Below are 15,181 nucleotides of genomic sequence, written 5' to 3'. Positions count from 1 at the left end.
AGTGCCGAGACCGACATGAGCAGGAAGCAAATTATTATACAAAAATGCTTAAGCACGATATGCAAAAATACATCTTTTTTGCAATCGTGCTTAAATATTAATTCTTTTTAACTCTTCAAACTACTTTCCCACTGGCTTAAAAGCCGAGGGCCCCATGTATGAGCGTTTCATGCCTCCGAAGTCTATAACAATTTTCTGAAGCATGGTTCCGGGGTCCTGACAGACAATGCGGAGTGTGTGCCTTCCGGGCTCTTTCACATAGAGCGTGCACTTGTTGATACGGGCATTGCGCTGCACACTCTCGTACCACTGCTGGGCATACTCCCACGAGTTGGTGGCGGGATGCATCTGCACTCCATCATCTATGCGCACCCCATACTGATTCTCAATATTGGTGCGTTCGTGCCCTGCAAAGCCACGGTCCACACTGGTGGTAAACGTTGGCATCACATAGGTATATACATCCACCATTCCCTGTTCCCAAGTGTAGAAATCGTATTCCAAGCAGGGTGCATTGGCCGAACGACTGTTCTGACGAGGTAGTGTGGGGTCACCCATCATGATGATGGTGTCCTCACAACCCAGATTGGGCACCTCAATCATCTTTACCGTTTCATTCTCCTTTTTGCGTGCATAGCCCTTGGCAGGAATCACCACCACACCATTGTCCTCCACGTACATACCTTTAAGTTCATCTACAGAAGGCCGTGCCGGATTAAAGGCACTTACCACAACGGTCTTCTCTGCCCCGTCATTTGCCTTGAAGGTGACAAAACCCGTAGCCTCTGCCTCCTGCGGCACCTTTTCCCAATCCAACGAAACCATGATGCGCTGTTGCAGGTCGGTGGTGCCGGCTGTCTCGCTCAGGCATATCCATTCCCTGCTGGCTGTGGCCTGCCAAGCCAGCGTTCCCTTTCCCTGATTGTACACATCTATATAATAGCGACAATCGGGGCGGTATTTTGAAAATGCTGGCAGCGTCTGTATGCTGTGAGGGCCCTGCATCCCATACTCCCCTTCAGCCATTATGCCAAGCGTAGGCTCACCAGCCAGCTCGGCATCCCTAAGCTCGGGCAAGTTGAAATAGGAAGCGGTGACGCCCTGAGCCATGCTCATGATATGCTCCCACTTGCCATTTTCCAAAGCGTTATAGTCGCGGGTGATCACTTGCAGAGAGTCATAGCACTGCTGCACCTCAGCCTTTACACTGGCCGTAGCTGCACGATGCTGCTGGGCATACCATCGGTTTTTCTGTGCGCCGATGGCCATACGGTTCATCAGCTCGCAGCCCTTCACAGGATAGTAAACGGCTTCGTAGAAACAACTGCGTTTCTCGGCAGGCATCATGCCGAGCAAGTCCTCAGCCATAGCAGCAATACGACGATAGTCAGCAAGGCGCTGTTCGGCCTCACGATAGTTGGTGAGCGAAAACTCCGTATCGGTGGTCTGCTCTATGGGACGGTCGTCGGTGGCCCACTCCTGTCCCCACCCCATGCCTTCGGGGCGGCGCTGGAAGGCCAGGCGATAGAATGTGCGGAAGATGTCCTGATACACAGGTTTGTACTCATTGCCCAAAAGTCCACAGGTCCATTCAGTGCGGTAGTCGGCACAGCGTTCATAGTTGAAGGCATCCAAGTCGTAGGCCATGGCCAGAAAGAGATCGGTGGCAAACTCGCACGATTTGATATCTCCGGCATTCAGCAGCCAGATGCGATCGGCCGTTAGGTCGTAGGCCTTCTTCAGTTCCTCGTACATGTGACAGGGCGACTGCGTGTTCATCCACAGATGGTCGTGCGGACGTCCCAGATAGGAAGCATGATAATAGACACCGCTGCGTCCTGAGCGTTTCTGCTCGTCGGGACTTGACAGTCGCTTCATATAGCCATAGTTGTCGTCGGGCCAAATGATGGTCACATCGTCGGGCAACCGCAATCCCTTGTCGTAAACATCCAGCACCTCCTTATAGGGTGTGAAAGCCTGCGGAACACTCTCGGCAGGCAGTCCTGTGGCCTGTGCCACCATCCGCCGCTGAGCAGTCAGGGCAGCTTGCATGGTGTTTTTTCGCTCCGTCATGTTGTTGCCCCCCGTCATGGCCACATCGTGCAGGCCGCGCAGCGCCAGGGTATAGACATTCTCAAAGGGTGCCAGCTCCAGCGCACGTGCATTCAGCACACTGTCCACCACCCTGCGGTTGTTGTTGTAGTCCCATGCGCCATACTTGCCACGGTCCCACTCACTGGCGGTGTTCAGCAACAATGGCTCGCAATGGCTCGACCCCATGACGATGGCAAACGAATCGGCTACCAGCCTGTTCTCGGGCAGACGATGGAATGCCAGCGAGGCCTCGTGCATGGCCGGGCACAGATAGTTGGCATTGAGGCGGAGCAGCAGTTCGCAAACCGCCGCATAGGTGCGCGGACCGATGTTGCCAAGGTTCTTCTCGAAGTTATGACGTGCCCACCTGAGCAGTCCCCAGTCTTCATCGTTGATAAACACGCCTCGATAGCGCACGCTGGGTGTACGCGATGTGAAAGGCCTCACTTGCAGCACACAGGATTTGCGTTTTTCGGCCGGTGCATCCATCCACCAGCGCCAGGGGCTCACCCCTATAGCCCTGCTTACAGACAGCAGTCCATAAGCAGTGCCGCGGCGATCACTGCCTACCACCACGAGGGCCCTCTTTACCCCTTTTACCGGTGCCTTGAGCATAGCCACATGATAGCGTTCCCAAGCGCCCGTAAGCCCCGTGGTGTCTATCCTGCCGGCCTCAATCAATCGGTCTATGGTAGGGCTATGCCCCATTGTGCCGGCAATGACGGCATAGCGGGCATCGGCGGTGCCTTGCTGCACCCTCAACGGTGTGCCCGTCACACCGGCCACATCCTCGGCCAGCATCCTGGCACTGCGTTCCACCACCAAGGCATCCTCTTTGTCATAGCAAATCACTGCCTTCTCTTTTCCATTCAACAAGGGGAAATTTTCTCCTTTGTTCTCAGCCAGCCTCACCTGGGCCGAGGCATGGAGCAGCATGCCTCCCAGCATCACTGCCAATAAGCTCTTTTTAGTCACTAATAACGTTGTTTTTGGTTTTTAAAGTTGCAAAGGTAGTGCTTTTACAGCAACAGGATGTAATTATTGACACAAAAACTTTTATTTTTGATTCATTCTCACACTTTTTAAGGGAAATAATTGTCATTACGACAACAATCATCTATTTTTGCAGTACCTAAACGCAATTACTACTTTTTTTTACTAACCAATAATTTCTTTTTAATTAACCTAATTACTTATCAAAAATGGGAAGATTGTATAACTTTCTCAGAAGGTATGGACGTGTGGCAGTACTTGCCATGCTTTCATCAGTATTCGTGAGCAATGCCAATGCTCAGCGAAAGACAGACCAGTTAGACCGTGGTCTGGTAGCCGTAAAAGTTTCTTCGGGTGTATATGTCAGTTGGCGTGTACAGGCCGATGAGTATTACGATGTGACCTATAAACTTTACCGAAACGGTTCTCTGATTGCCCAAAACCTGTATGCCTCTAACTATGCTGATGCTGGTGGCAGCACTTCCAGCCAGTACACCGTTGCCGCAGTGAGAAATGGTGTGGAAGGACAGCAATGTGCAGCCGTAACACCTTGGCAGAATCAGTATTTGGAAATCCCTGTTTCCAATGTTCAGGCACGAAATGGTGTCACAGTATGGAAGCAGAACAATCCATCGACAGCCATGGCCAACTATGTGATTAACGATATATCGCTGGGCGATGTGGATGGTGACGGCAAGATCGACTTCATTGTAAAGCGCAAAAACCAGACCGACCAGGACAATCTTTTCCCAGCCAACAACTATCAGATGTACTGCCAGATAGAAGTCTATGCATCAAGTATTAACTATGGCCGTTTGTGGTGGATAGATTGCGGTCCGAATATCTGTTATGGTGCCGACGAGCAATGGGATGCCGTAGCCTTCGACTGGAACGAGGACGGGGCCTGTGAGGTGCTATACCGAGGCGGTGCAAATACGGTGATTCACCATTCAGATGGTACCACTCAGACCATCGGCAATGTAAACGAGAACATCAGGAACGGTATCACCCACACTGCCAATATGACTTTCTCGAATGCTGGTGAAGAATGGCTCATGTATATCAACGGACGTACTGGATATACTTACGACGTCATCTCTTATCCATTACCCCGAGGCAATGCGTCCGACTGGGGCGACTCCTACGGTCACCGTTCCAGTAAGTATTTCATGGGGGCACCCTATCTGGACGGTGTGAATCCTTATATCTTCCTGGGCAGAGGCATCTATACGAAGATTGATGCATGCACCTATCGTGTGAACAAGAGCACTAATAAATTATATAAGGTGGGCAACACCTGGCACAGTTACAACAACAGCGGATGGTACGGTCAGGGCAACCATAACTTCTCTATCGCTGATGTTGATGAGGACGGAAGTGATGAAATCATTTATGGCTCAATGGTGCTCGACTTCCATACCGGCGATACCTCCCTGCACGGATGCTCATCAACAGGACTGGGACATGGCGATGCCTCACACACGGGCGATCTGGACCCGTTCCGCCGCGGTCTTGAGACCTTTGCCTGCAACGAGGACCGTCCTTGCAACAACTTCCGCAATGCCACCACCTGCGAGATCTATGCCCGCACATCAGGCAGCGGTGACGACGGACGTGCCATGGCCGGAAACTTCACCAACCAGTATCCTGGCGGTATCGGTGCATCGACAGCATCGGGCATCATTCCGCTTAGCTATGTACAGCCTAATCCTACCTCTCCTGTATATATTAACGGGATGGCCAACAACTGGAATGCGCAGACGCCCTATCCCATGGCCTTGAACTTCCGTATCTACTGGGATGGCGACCTGCTGTCGGAAACTATCAATGGTCCTGGTTCGAACGAGAGCTATCTTTATATTGACAAACTGGGACAGCGCATCTTTGACACCAATCATGGCTCGTATGCCACTGCCTGCATCAACGGTACCAAGAAGAATCCTTGTGCCACAGGCGATATCCTGGGCGACTGGCGCGAAGAGTTGGTGATGCGTTCATCCGACAACCGTTTTATTCGTGTTTATACTACTGTTACGCCAACCGAGCACCGCATGCAGTCTCTCTGGTACGACCACCAGTATCGTCAGGCAATGGTCTGGCAGACAGAAGGCTATAACCAGCCTCCTCACCCCAGTTTCTTCGTGGGCGAACTGGAAGGACTCACCCAAGCGCCTCCTGTACTTACTTGGACAGGGCGCACAGGCATTGGCAACAATGGTTCTATCACCACTTCGCTGAACGGCAGAGACGTATTTGTATGGCCCGACGGCAACGGTTCACAGTACTCAGTAAACATCAACGCAGGAGCCAAACCTTCAACACTCTTCTTGAACTCGCGCACCACTATTGAAGGCGGCGACCGTGTGCAGTATCTCGAAACCAAGCATACATGGGATCGTATCCGTCTGACTGGCAACGGTCTTTCCGGTACCACGAATCTCTGCAAACAAGGTTCTTCAGCCGCTCATCTGCCCTATCAGACTCATACGCATTCTGGTAAGACAGATGTATGGCAGGGTGCGTTGATTTGCAACGGAAGCATCACCAACAGCGATATCTGGGCCAACCGCTTTACAGAGTTGTTCTTAGGTTCAGACCTGAATGCTGCCGAGAGTCAGTACAAGTCGGTTTCAATGGAATATGGCTCAGCCCTTTACATCACCAGCAACCTGAAGACCACTCCTTATGTGAACGACAACGGCTATGCCCACATGACAGTTGGCAACCTGACCATTAAGGAAGGTTCGCGACTGGTATTTGACATCAATGGAGCCGGCAATGCCAATGGTGACCGCCTCAACATAGGTTCCCTGTTTGTACGCACCCAGAACTGGCAGTATGGTCCTCAGTACCTGATGCCCGTAATAGATATCCGTTCAAATGGTTCACTTGCCGACGGCGACTACTTGTTGGGCACACTTCAGGGCATGGCTGCCGGATCGGCAAGTCTGCTTGACGTAAGAGTGGAATGCTCAGCCCAAGTAGGCGGACACTTCGGTACCGTATTCTTCAACACTTCCAATAAGAGCTACTACCTGCATGTAGGTGGCGCTATCGATGCCTCATATCAGATAGACAACGGTATTTACCTCGATGTGTTTACTCAGAACTTTGAAGATGCCGACTGGTTCGACAACTGGACAATCGCAATGGGCAGTCGCCTTACTGCCGTTCAGCAGACCAATGGTGCCAGCGGTTCGAAATGTATCTGGCTGAAGAGTGTGCTTGATGCCAACAACGGAACATCAGCCACCTTCACACTTCCCGAAATCGCAGAATATGAGAATACCACAGTCTATCAGTTTGATTTCGACTTTGCCCAGACATCTATTATTGGCAGCAATGCCGACCGTGCCGGCGACTTTGTGCTTCGTGATGAGAACAATGGTGCAATAGCTACTTTCCGCGCTTTCACCGGAGCTACCAACGGCGAGATTGTTGTGAATGGAAACGTTGTGGGCAACTACAGCGTTACGAAGGGCACTTACTTCAAGTCAGAGACTGCTCCTACCATCAATCATCATGTTTCGTTGCGTTCGTCACAAGCTGGCACATCACTCTATATTGACGGTACACGCATCAATATCGGCTCATCGTTTGTAAAGGTGGGAAGCATTGTTTATAACACCAACCGTTATGCCGGACAGATGCAGTTTGACAATATCAGACTGAACTGTCGCATAGAAAATGCCTACGAGATAACAGTGAACAACGGTGGTTTCAACAATAACAACAATAGCGGCTGGAGCGGAACAGCATTTGCTTTCCAGTCATACACCGATGCCGAGCACTACAACAAGACCTTTGACACCTATCAGACACTTACCGGCATGCAGAACGGCTGGTATATTCTGACCGTCAACGGTTTCTATCGTAATGGCGTAAACGACAACGAGACCAACAAGTTGGCTACATTCTATGCCAACGATGCGACTCAGGCTGTACGTCTTCGCAGTAGTATTGGATTGAACGATTTGCTGGCAGCAACGGGACTGACTGCCTATCCCAACAACATGCACGATGCCGAAACGGCTTTCGTGGCAGGCCTCTATGAGAATATTCTCCGTGTTTATGTAGCTGATGGAACTTTGCGCTTTGGTGTTCGAAAGAGCATATCGAAATCGGCCGACTGGGCTATATTCGATAATTTCCGCATCTACTATGTGGGCAACTACGCTTCTGCAAGAATAGCTGATGTTGATATTACCAACGTAGAAGATATTCAGAAGTCTGTCAGCCCCGTTTCCTATTATACACTCGACGGCCGTTGTACCAACACTCCATCAGTAGGACGTATCTATATTGTAAGAATGTCAGATGGAACCACGAGAAAGATGAAATACTAAATAATCGTTCTTGACAACCTGAAAAAGCGGGTAGCTAAATCCGAGAGAGTTCGGTATAGCTACCCGCTTTATTTCTGTTTTTTGGCAATAACGCTACTGATTGTTGTAAGCCTCAACAACATCATCAATAGTGATGTCAAGCAACTGCATCTGCCGGAAGAGTTCAGGAAGTCGCTCTTTCACGAACTCTTTTTTGCGCTCTTTCAGAATTTGCTTCTTTGCCCCTTTCATAACAAAATAGCCGAGACCACGCTTGTTGTAGATGATATTTGCGCGAGCCAACTCGTCGTAGGCCTTTACCGCCGTATTGGTGTTCACCTCTAAGAGTACGGCATACTCACGGACCGAGGGGATGCGTTCGTCGTCCTGATAGGTGCCGGAAAGTATCTCGTCGCACAGTCGGTCGGCCATTTGTAAGTAGATTGCTTTATCGTTTGTAAAAATCATATGTTTGCATATTTATGGGTTACTACTTGCCAACGGCAGAATAGCCTATAGCTCAGCCAAGTGAATAGGGCTATAAGGCACAGATGAATAATGGTGTGTATATAGGTGGTGCCAAAATGTTGGGATGACTGATAAACGGGCATATTGATTGTGTTAAACACCAAAACAGTTATAAATACCACAAACAAAGTGGCACAAATAAGGAAATTGTTGCGCTTGAAGAATATTCCTCCCAGCAGGAAGAATGTATATACGCTGATTGTGGCAACATATACGTTGATGACTGTTAATGTCTTGCGATCGGGTACGATATAGTCTAAAAATACTGGCGATGCCGACATTACAATTGAATCGGTGGCCCAAAGATATAGCATGTGGAGAGCATCGGCCACAAAGAACATACCCACACCACCTATGACAGAGTAGGCCAACACGTAAAGCCAACGCGAAACAAATTTTTCAAGATTTGAAGCCGGAAGCATCAGCAAAACAACACGGTTTTCTTTCTTCTGTTCAGCACGAAACATCATGCTTACAACAACCAAGAAAAAGATGGACAAGGAAAAATCACAAAAACCTGCGGCTGTTTGAATAACTCTCCTCAGAAACCCTTCAAGATTGTAATAATCGTAGGTGCCACCACTTGTCTTGTGGGCAAACCAGAAAAGGAACAGGTAGAGTAATAACATGCGGAGCGAGCCCCATAATATAGACTTATAACCCTGAGCAAAGTCGAGTTTCAGCACATAGCCGAAACGTTTCATATTAAAATTCTTCATTTTACTAATCCTTTCGTTACAGCATTAAACAATAGTTCCAGATTCACTTGTGTCTCATCGTCACCTACCTGACGACGGGCAATCACCGCATTGCCCTGCAGGGTAGGTTCAGCATAGATGACACCCTCCATCTGATCTTGACGGCGATACTCAAACACATATTTCTCCATAATACCGGTTACCGAATCGTTGAGCAACAGCTCGTGCTGGTTTAGCATCAGAATGTGATCAAGAAGTGATTCAATATCGTGCACCTGATGGGTAGAAATAATAATGGTACGCTCATCGCTCATGTTCTGGGCAACTACCTTACGGAATTGCGACTTTGAAGGGATATCGAGGCCGTTGGTTGGTTCGTCCATCAGCAAATACTTTGTATTAGTGGCCAAGGCGAAGGACATGAATACTTTTTTCTTCTGTCCCATGGAGAGAACTTTCAGGTTCAGCTCAGTATCCAGTTCAAAGTCACGCAAACAAGCTTCAAGAATCTGCCTGCTAAAGTTGGGATAGAATGGTGCGTTATACTCAAGATACTTGCTGAGCGACATAGAGGGTAAGTCGAACTCTTCAGGAACAAGGAACACATCTTTCAACACGTCGGCATCTCGGCGCCAAGTTTCAATGCCATCCATACGCACACTACCCTTTTGGGCACGCAACAAACCGGCAATCAGATAGAGCAGAGTGGACTTGCCTGTACCATTCTTGCCCAATAGGCCATAGATTTGGTTGGATTCCAGTTTTAGGCTAAAATCATCGAAAACTGGCTGCTTAGCGCCAGGGTACTTAAAGAAAATGTTATTTACCTCAATCATAGAATAATAGTTTATAATAGGTTGATATAGGCGGTTTTACGTGTACCACCAAAATAGTACACTGCAAAAGTAGAAATATTATATACTCAAAGCAAATTTGAAGAAAAGAATCGTATAACAATTAACATTATTTCAACATTTAGCCTTTACGTGCGTACATATATAATAAAAGCCTATAAACATTTAAAGCCCTCCAAGAGCAATATAAACTCTCGAAGGGCATTATCTATGGTAACGTTAATTAGTTCTATTCCACCCTGAATACTCCTGCCACGAAACTGGCTTCTACTCTGGCTCCACGCTGGGCCTTGGCTGTTGCTATATCTGTTCGATAAATATAAACGCCATCGGCGGTGGCTATAGGGGTATAGACAAAGCCGTTCTCGGAAAAGCAGGCAAAACGGCGACCGCCGTTGCCATTGTGAACGGGTATTCCGGCCACATCGGTGGAGGTTTTATTTACCAAATCGATGATACAACATTTCAAGTCGGCATCGCTCCAAGCGGGCGCATCCAAACGGGTGGTCACCTCGGCAAAGGCCTTGCCACCGCCCAGATAGAGCCAATGGGCCACCTTCTGACCGGTGAGAGCCTCAAAGTCGAAGGCGTAGGTGGGATCGAACTGCAGTTGCCCGGCCTTGATGCGGAGAAAGCCGCAGTGAGTGGGCGACTGGGAAAAGCCGTTGGCCATGGAGGTGTTGGACATGGCATAGAGGTCGCCATGCTCGTCTTTCTGTAGTCCGTTGAAGGCATTCCACGAGCCTATATTGCCAAAGCGCACATCCTTGATAAGGCCCCGGAACTGGCAGTCGGGATAAGAATAGACGGCCACAAAGGCAGTATCAGCATAATCGGAGGCAAAGGTGTTGGGATTCATGGGCTCGTAGCTCACATAGAGATGCCCGCCGGCATACTCCATGCCCGTAACGTAGGGCCAGTCGTGGGTGTCCATGGGGGCCACGGGGGTGGTGGTCACTTTGTTGGTGAGTTCGAGGGTGTTGATGTCAACGGTATAGAAAGTCAGCCGTCCACCCTTGCTCGTTGATGTGGGCAGTTCGAGGGCTGCCATGTGATGGTCATCTACCTGGCAGAATCCAATGGGGGTGTCATTAAACACGAAACGTCCCCGTTCCTGAATAAAGCCGTCGGCATCGCGCTGAACGCCTGTAGCGCTGGTAACGCCCATGCCTCCAATAGAGAATACTGTTTGTCCGGCTTGCTGATAGTCACGATAACCGGTCTGTTCGATGCCGTTGCCCAAGGCATTGATGGTGCCTTCGGTGCGCATGAGGTCGGCGGTGTTCACTACATAATAGGTAGTGGTATTGTTGGCTGTTATGCCCAGTGCCATCACATAGGGCTGATAGGGAACTTCGGTGCTGCCCATATCGCTGTCGCAAGATGCCAACAGGGGGCCGAGCGCAGCTATGACTATGCATATATAAATAAAGTGTTTCATTTTTCTTGAATTAATTTAACTTCCTACATTTTAGAGAGATACAAGCGGAATTTCATAGCTACAGAACGTCCGGGCTTCTGCAGTCGGTAGTTGTCGTAGAGGGCTTCGTTGGAAAGATTGTTGCATTCCATGCCTATGCTGTATTTTCCTCCTGCCATCAAATAGGTGATTGAGGCATTGTGTGAAAACTGTGTAGGAATATATTTCTTACTGTCGGGGCGTCCTAGTCCGGGGAAACTCAGATAGTACTTATACACATAGTGGCAATCGTAGGCCAATGTGAGGGTGTTTCCTCTGGCCAGAAGATTGTGGAAGTTCCAACTCAGGTCGCCGTTCACGAAGAAGTATGGAATGTTAGGCATGCGCTGGCCATAGGTCAGGTTTTCAGTAATGCCGTTGCTCACGTAGGAGTTGGTGGCTTCGTCTGTTTTCTGACGGTCTTTAATGTCCTGCCAGGTCAGGTTAAAACCGGCATGGGCCGTTTTGCTGTAGTCGTACTGAACGCTGGTCTCGATGCCATGGGTAATAGCCTTGCCAATATTCTCGTAAGCTGTAGTAGGATTGTTCGTCAGACTGATTCCCTTGTAGATAAAATCTTTGGTGTATCGGTAGATATAATTAGCCTCAGCCATGACATGGTGGAGACCGAAACGATGGTCAAACAACAGGCCTGCATTCAGATTCTTTGAACTCTCGGGCCTCAAATCGGTGTTACTTTTCTGGAGGAAACCGTCGCCAAAGAGTTCAAGGGCTTCTGGCATGCGATAGGTCTGCTCAAAACTCAGTTTGGCCTGCAATCCTGGCAACAGGAAGTAGGTGGTAGCAGCACCATAGCCCAACTGGCGTTTGTCGGCACTCACTTGCTCATATCGCTCTGTGGCAAGGAACTGGTCTAACAGCTTATGAGTTGAGGAATGCATCTGATAGTACTTACCAAAGACATTTGCCGTCCAACGGCCCACTCGTACCTGATATCCCAAGCCTGTAATATTTTTTGTCAGTTTCTGTGCCACATTGTTCAATGGATACTCAGGATGTTCGGCATCGTCCTGCCTGTGACGAAGGGTGGTAAACACATGGTTCAGCGTCAGACTTTGATAGCGGTCAATGACATAGTTGAGATTGGCCATGGCCTGCCACTCACGATTGTGGATAGTGGCATCGGTCAGATAGCCCTCACCCCGACTGTTAGACACTGCCTGTTCGCCCGACCAGTTGTATCGAACTTGAGCAGTATCGGTGTTGTAGTCATTCACCATATTATAAGTGGCAAAGAGAGAAAGGTCCATGCCAGGTGTAAACAGGTCGGTCTTCTTATAGCGCAGACTTGGAATCAGCGAATAGCTATGCTGTTTCACATCTCCATAAACGGCATCCATCGTGGCACCTGTCTGAATCTGCTTCCGGTTCTCGGAGGCAATAACGCCAAATAGAAGATAGTCGGCCCAACTTTTATTGACCAAGCCCGTCTCAAACCGAAGACCCATGGAATGGTAACGATCATTGAACCGTCTGACTCGTTGCTGACCAATGGTAAGGCCAGTGGAAAGGTCTACAATGGGGGCATCTACCTTATAGTCGTTGTCCGAATAATTGAAGAAGGCATTTGTGCGCACCGTGAAACCGCTGGCGCAATCGGTGTAGGCACCATCGAGACTGACACGATGGGTGCCAAACGAGCCCATGCTGTAAGAGGCATCGAGATAGTTGGCATTCACACGCGACACGATGTTGACGGCTCCTCCCAGCGCATCGGTACCCAACGACACGGGCAGCACTCCCTTATACACCTCAATGCGATCGGCAAGACTGGCCGAGATGCTGGCCAGACTGAAACTGGAGCCGAAATGGTCCATGGGCATGCCGTCAAGAAAAAACTTCACTTGATTGCCCGAGAAACCGTTCATTGAGAAACTGTAGTTGCTGCCCATGCCACCATCCTCACGCACGCGGACACTAGTAACTTGGTTCAATACCTTGCTGAGGGTAGGATTGGTGGTATGGACCTTTGCCAGGTCAACCACTGAAAGGGCATAGGCCTGCTGCTGCAGTTGGCGGGCCTTGGACTTGGCCACCACCTGGACTTCATGCAGTTGCTGATTGCCGTAAGAAAGTGAGTCCATGTTCTGTGCATAGCCAGTCAGACTGCTGCCGAGAACACAAAAACAAATTAATCTGTTTATTTCCATTATGCTTAATTGATTGTATTTCCTGAAAAACGGTGCAAAGGTACTGACAATGGCCAACTTGCGCAATACCTTAAAACAATGATTCTTCATACAGCAACTAAGCAAATAATACACATACAGCATACTAAGAAAAGGGGATGTATCGCTTGCGATTCAAAGTTAAACAACCTTAATATTCTACTTCAATCGCTTGCGATACAAAATATTTTCCATAACTTTGCAATCTCTAAAGGACAAGACTATGATGGAAAAGATTTATGATTTCAAAGCACTGACAGCTAAAAATGAGGTATTGGACTTTGCCCAGTTTGAGGGAAAGGTGCTTCTGATTGTCAACACAGCCAGCAAGTGTGGCTTCACTCCTCAGTTTGAAGGTCTTGAAGCCCTGAACCAGAAATACAAAGACCAGGGGCTGGTGGTCATAGGTTTTCCCTGCAACCAGTTCCTGTCGCAAGACCCCGGCACTATCAGCGAGATTGAAGGATTCTGCAAGCGCAACTATGGCGTCACCTTCCAGATCATGAGCAAAATCAACGTGAATGGCGACGATGCCGACCCAATCTTCAAATACCTGAAGAGCCGCACAAGGGGTTTCTTCGGCTCGAGAATCAAGTGGAACTTCACCAAGTTCCTCATTTCCAGAGATGGCGAGACCATCAAGCGATTCTCGCCTACCACAACTCCGGCAAAGATAGAGAAGTATATTCAAGAAATGCTATAAAAAATAGAAAACTGGCAAGTATTCTATTATCACACACATTATATAATATAAAAGAAAAGAAATGCACGAAGAATTAAGACTCGACCGTCAGGTCTGCTTTCGTCTGTACACAGCAGCTCGACTCATCACTCAAGCCTATACACCAATGTTCAGCGAACTGGGACTCACCTATCCGCAATACCTCGTATTGATGGTTCTTTGGGAAAAAGACCAACAGCCGGTGAATGACATAGCCCACCGACTGCTGCTGGAAACCAACACCGTGACCCCACTGCTGCAGCGAATGGAGAAACAGGGACTGGTGGCACGCTGCAGAGGCGAGAAGGACAAGCGCCAACAGATAGTATCGCTCACCAAGGCTGGAAAGGCGATGGAAGAGAAGGCCTATGAGAAGATTCCTGCCGGCATGGGCGAACAACTCAAATCGTGTCCACTGATGCTTAGCGACTACGAGAATCTTTCAAAAGAACTAGACACTTTAATTGACAGTCTAAAGAAATAAGAAAAAACGAAGACAAAACGAAAATAAAGACGGAAACAAAAACGAAAATAAAAAAAACAAAACCAACATGAAACGATTATTGATAGGACTCATGAGCATCATGAGCTTGCTGACAGCCTCAGCGCAAGACATTTACAACATCACGGTGAAGGACGATGGTGGCAACAACGTTCAACTCAACGAGTACAAAGGCAAGGTTCTGCTGATTGTAAACACGGCCACAAAGTGCGGTTTTACACCTCAGTACAAGGAACTGGAGTCTATCTACGAGAAATTCTCGGCAAAGGGCTTTGAGATTCTGGACTTCCCCTGCAACCAGTTTGGCCAACAGGCTCCTGGATCAATAGAGGAAATTCACGAGTTCTGCACTGCCAACTTCAACATTCAGTTCCGTCAGTTCGACAAGATCGACGTGAACGGCAATGCTGAGTCACCACTGTTCACTTACCTGAAGTCACAGAAAGGGTTTGCAGGTTTCGACCTTAACGATCCGCTGGGAAAACTGCTCGACGATAACTTCCGCAAACAGGATCCCAACTATGACCAGTCGCCCAGCATCAAGTGGAACTTCACCAAATTCCTTGTGGCACGCGACGGGAAGGTTCTCAAACGCTATGAGCCCACTGCCAAGATGAGCGACATCGAGGCAGACATTCAGAAAGCTCTCGGTTGCTGCGAAAAGCAGAAAAGCAATTGCTGCGAAAAGAAACAGAGTAAATGCTGCGAGAAGAAGGAAAGCAGTTGTTGCGAGAAACAGAAAAGTGATTGCTGTAAGAAATAAGACAGTTAAACGTTGATTGCCTTTTTTATGCAACCAGGTTGCAAATAATGCACAT

10 protein-coding genes are annotated in these 15,181 nt (G+C 48.7%); 4 read left to right on the top strand and 6 right to left on the bottom strand.

From position 1 onward, the window contains the following. Positions 1 to 120 precede the first annotated feature (120 nt). Positions 121 to 3,069, bottom strand: a complete 2,949-nt coding sequence (locus L6475_RS02755; RefSeq protein ID WP_370641630.1) for a glycosyl hydrolase 115 family protein — start codon at positions 3,067 to 3,069, stop codon at positions 121 to 123. A gap of 227 nt (positions 3,070 to 3,296) precedes the next feature. On the opposite strand from L6475_RS02755, the gene L6475_RS02750 reads away from it, so the two are divergent. Beyond that, on the top strand, positions 3,297 to 7,433 hold the full coding sequence (locus L6475_RS02750) for a hypothetical protein (RefSeq protein WP_237822289.1): 4,137 nt from the start codon (positions 3,297 to 3,299) through the stop codon (positions 7,431 to 7,433). Between the two features lie 93 nt (positions 7,434 to 7,526). Here L6475_RS02750 and L6475_RS02745 read toward each other — a convergent pair whose 3' ends face one another. The 5 genes from L6475_RS02745 to L6475_RS02725 form a co-directional block, all read right to left on the bottom strand. Continuing rightward, positions 7,527 to 7,880 (bottom strand): GntR family transcriptional regulator, encoded by a 354-nt coding sequence (locus L6475_RS02745; protein WP_237822287.1) that lies wholly within the window; start codon positions 7,878 to 7,880, stop codon positions 7,527 to 7,529. Beyond that, the gene (locus tag L6475_RS02740) at positions 7,877 to 8,659 is read right to left on the bottom strand and encodes a hypothetical protein (RefSeq protein ID WP_237822286.1); all 783 of its coding nucleotides are present in this window, start codon (positions 8,657 to 8,659) and stop codon (positions 7,877 to 7,879) included. The genes L6475_RS02745 and L6475_RS02740 overlap by 4 nt, the downstream gene beginning before the upstream one ends. Beyond that, positions 8,656 to 9,474 carry an ATP-binding cassette domain-containing protein gene (locus L6475_RS02735; RefSeq protein ID WP_237822284.1) on the bottom strand — a complete coding sequence of 273 codons (819 nt, stop codon included), beginning with the start codon at positions 9,472 to 9,474 and terminating at the stop codon, positions 8,656 to 8,658. Before L6475_RS02735 ends, L6475_RS02740 begins: the two co-directional genes overlap by 4 nt. Positions 9,475 to 9,721: 247 nt before the next feature. Continuing rightward, positions 9,722 to 10,933, bottom strand: a complete 1,212-nt coding sequence (locus tag L6475_RS02730) for a DUF4374 domain-containing protein (RefSeq protein ID WP_237822282.1) — start codon at positions 10,931 to 10,933, stop codon at positions 9,722 to 9,724. Positions 10,934 to 10,956: 23 nt separating this feature from the next. Further along, a complete protein-coding gene (locus L6475_RS02725; RefSeq protein WP_237822280.1) occupies positions 10,957 to 13,122 on the bottom strand; it encodes a TonB-dependent receptor domain-containing protein in 2,166 nt (721 codons plus the stop codon). A 244-nt stretch (positions 13,123 to 13,366) separates the two neighbouring features. Here L6475_RS02725 and L6475_RS02720 point away from each other — a divergent pair, with 244 nt between their 5' ends. The 3 genes from L6475_RS02720 (at position 13,367) to L6475_RS02710 (ending at position 15,126) form a co-directional block, all read left to right on the top strand. After that, positions 13,367 to 13,843, top strand: coding sequence for a glutathione peroxidase (locus tag L6475_RS02720; protein WP_237823972.1), 477 nt, complete (start codon positions 13,367 to 13,369; stop codon positions 13,841 to 13,843). A gap of 61 nt (positions 13,844 to 13,904) precedes the next feature. Continuing rightward, positions 13,905 to 14,345 carry a MarR family winged helix-turn-helix transcriptional regulator gene (locus L6475_RS02715; RefSeq protein WP_237822279.1) on the top strand — a complete coding sequence of 147 codons (441 nt, stop codon included), beginning with the start codon at positions 13,905 to 13,907 and terminating at the stop codon, positions 14,343 to 14,345. A gap of 67 nt (positions 14,346 to 14,412) precedes the next feature. Next, on the top strand, positions 14,413 to 15,126 hold the full coding sequence (locus L6475_RS02710) for a glutathione peroxidase (RefSeq protein WP_237822278.1): 714 nt from the start codon (positions 14,413 to 14,415) through the stop codon (positions 15,124 to 15,126). Positions 15,127 to 15,181 lie beyond the last annotated feature (55 nt).

Origin of the sequence: Prevotella sp. E9-3 (assembly GCF_022024015.1) — a bacterium.
In the GTDB taxonomy this organism is placed as follows: Bacteria; Bacteroidota; Bacteroidia; order Bacteroidales; family Bacteroidaceae; genus Prevotella.
The sequence above is the reverse complement of the archived record's forward strand: the minus strand, read 5'-3'. Positions and strand labels throughout refer to the sequence as shown.

Excerpts from the sequence above, each read along its gene's own strand:
- L6475_RS02740 (WP_237822286.1), bottom strand. The coding sequence starts at position 8,659 with ATGAAGAATTTTAATATGAAACGTTTCGGCTATGTGCTGAAACTCGAC.
- L6475_RS02735 (WP_237822284.1), bottom strand. The coding sequence starts at position 9,474 with ATGATTGAGGTAAATAACATTTTCTTTAAGTACCCTGGCGCTAAGCAG.
- L6475_RS02725 (WP_237822280.1), bottom strand. The coding sequence starts at position 13,122 with ATGGAAATAAACAGATTAATTTGTTTTTGTGTTCTCGGCAGCAGTCTG.
- L6475_RS02730 (WP_237822282.1), bottom strand. The coding sequence starts at position 10,933 with ATGAAACACTTTATTTATATATGCATAGTCATAGCTGCGCTCGGCCCC.
- L6475_RS02710 (WP_237822278.1), top strand. The coding sequence starts at position 14,413 with ATGAAACGATTATTGATAGGACTCATGAGCATCATGAGCTTGCTGACA.
- L6475_RS02715 (WP_237822279.1), top strand. The coding sequence starts at position 13,905 with ATGCACGAAGAATTAAGACTCGACCGTCAGGTCTGCTTTCGTCTGTAC.
- L6475_RS02720 (WP_237823972.1), top strand. The coding sequence starts at position 13,367 with ATGGAAAAGATTTATGATTTCAAAGCACTGACAGCTAAAAATGAGGTA.
- L6475_RS02750 (WP_237822289.1), top strand. The coding sequence starts at position 3,297 with ATGGGAAGATTGTATAACTTTCTCAGAAGGTATGGACGTGTGGCAGTA.
- L6475_RS02745 (WP_237822287.1), bottom strand. The coding sequence starts at position 7,880 with ATGATTTTTACAAACGATAAAGCAATCTACTTACAAATGGCCGACCGA.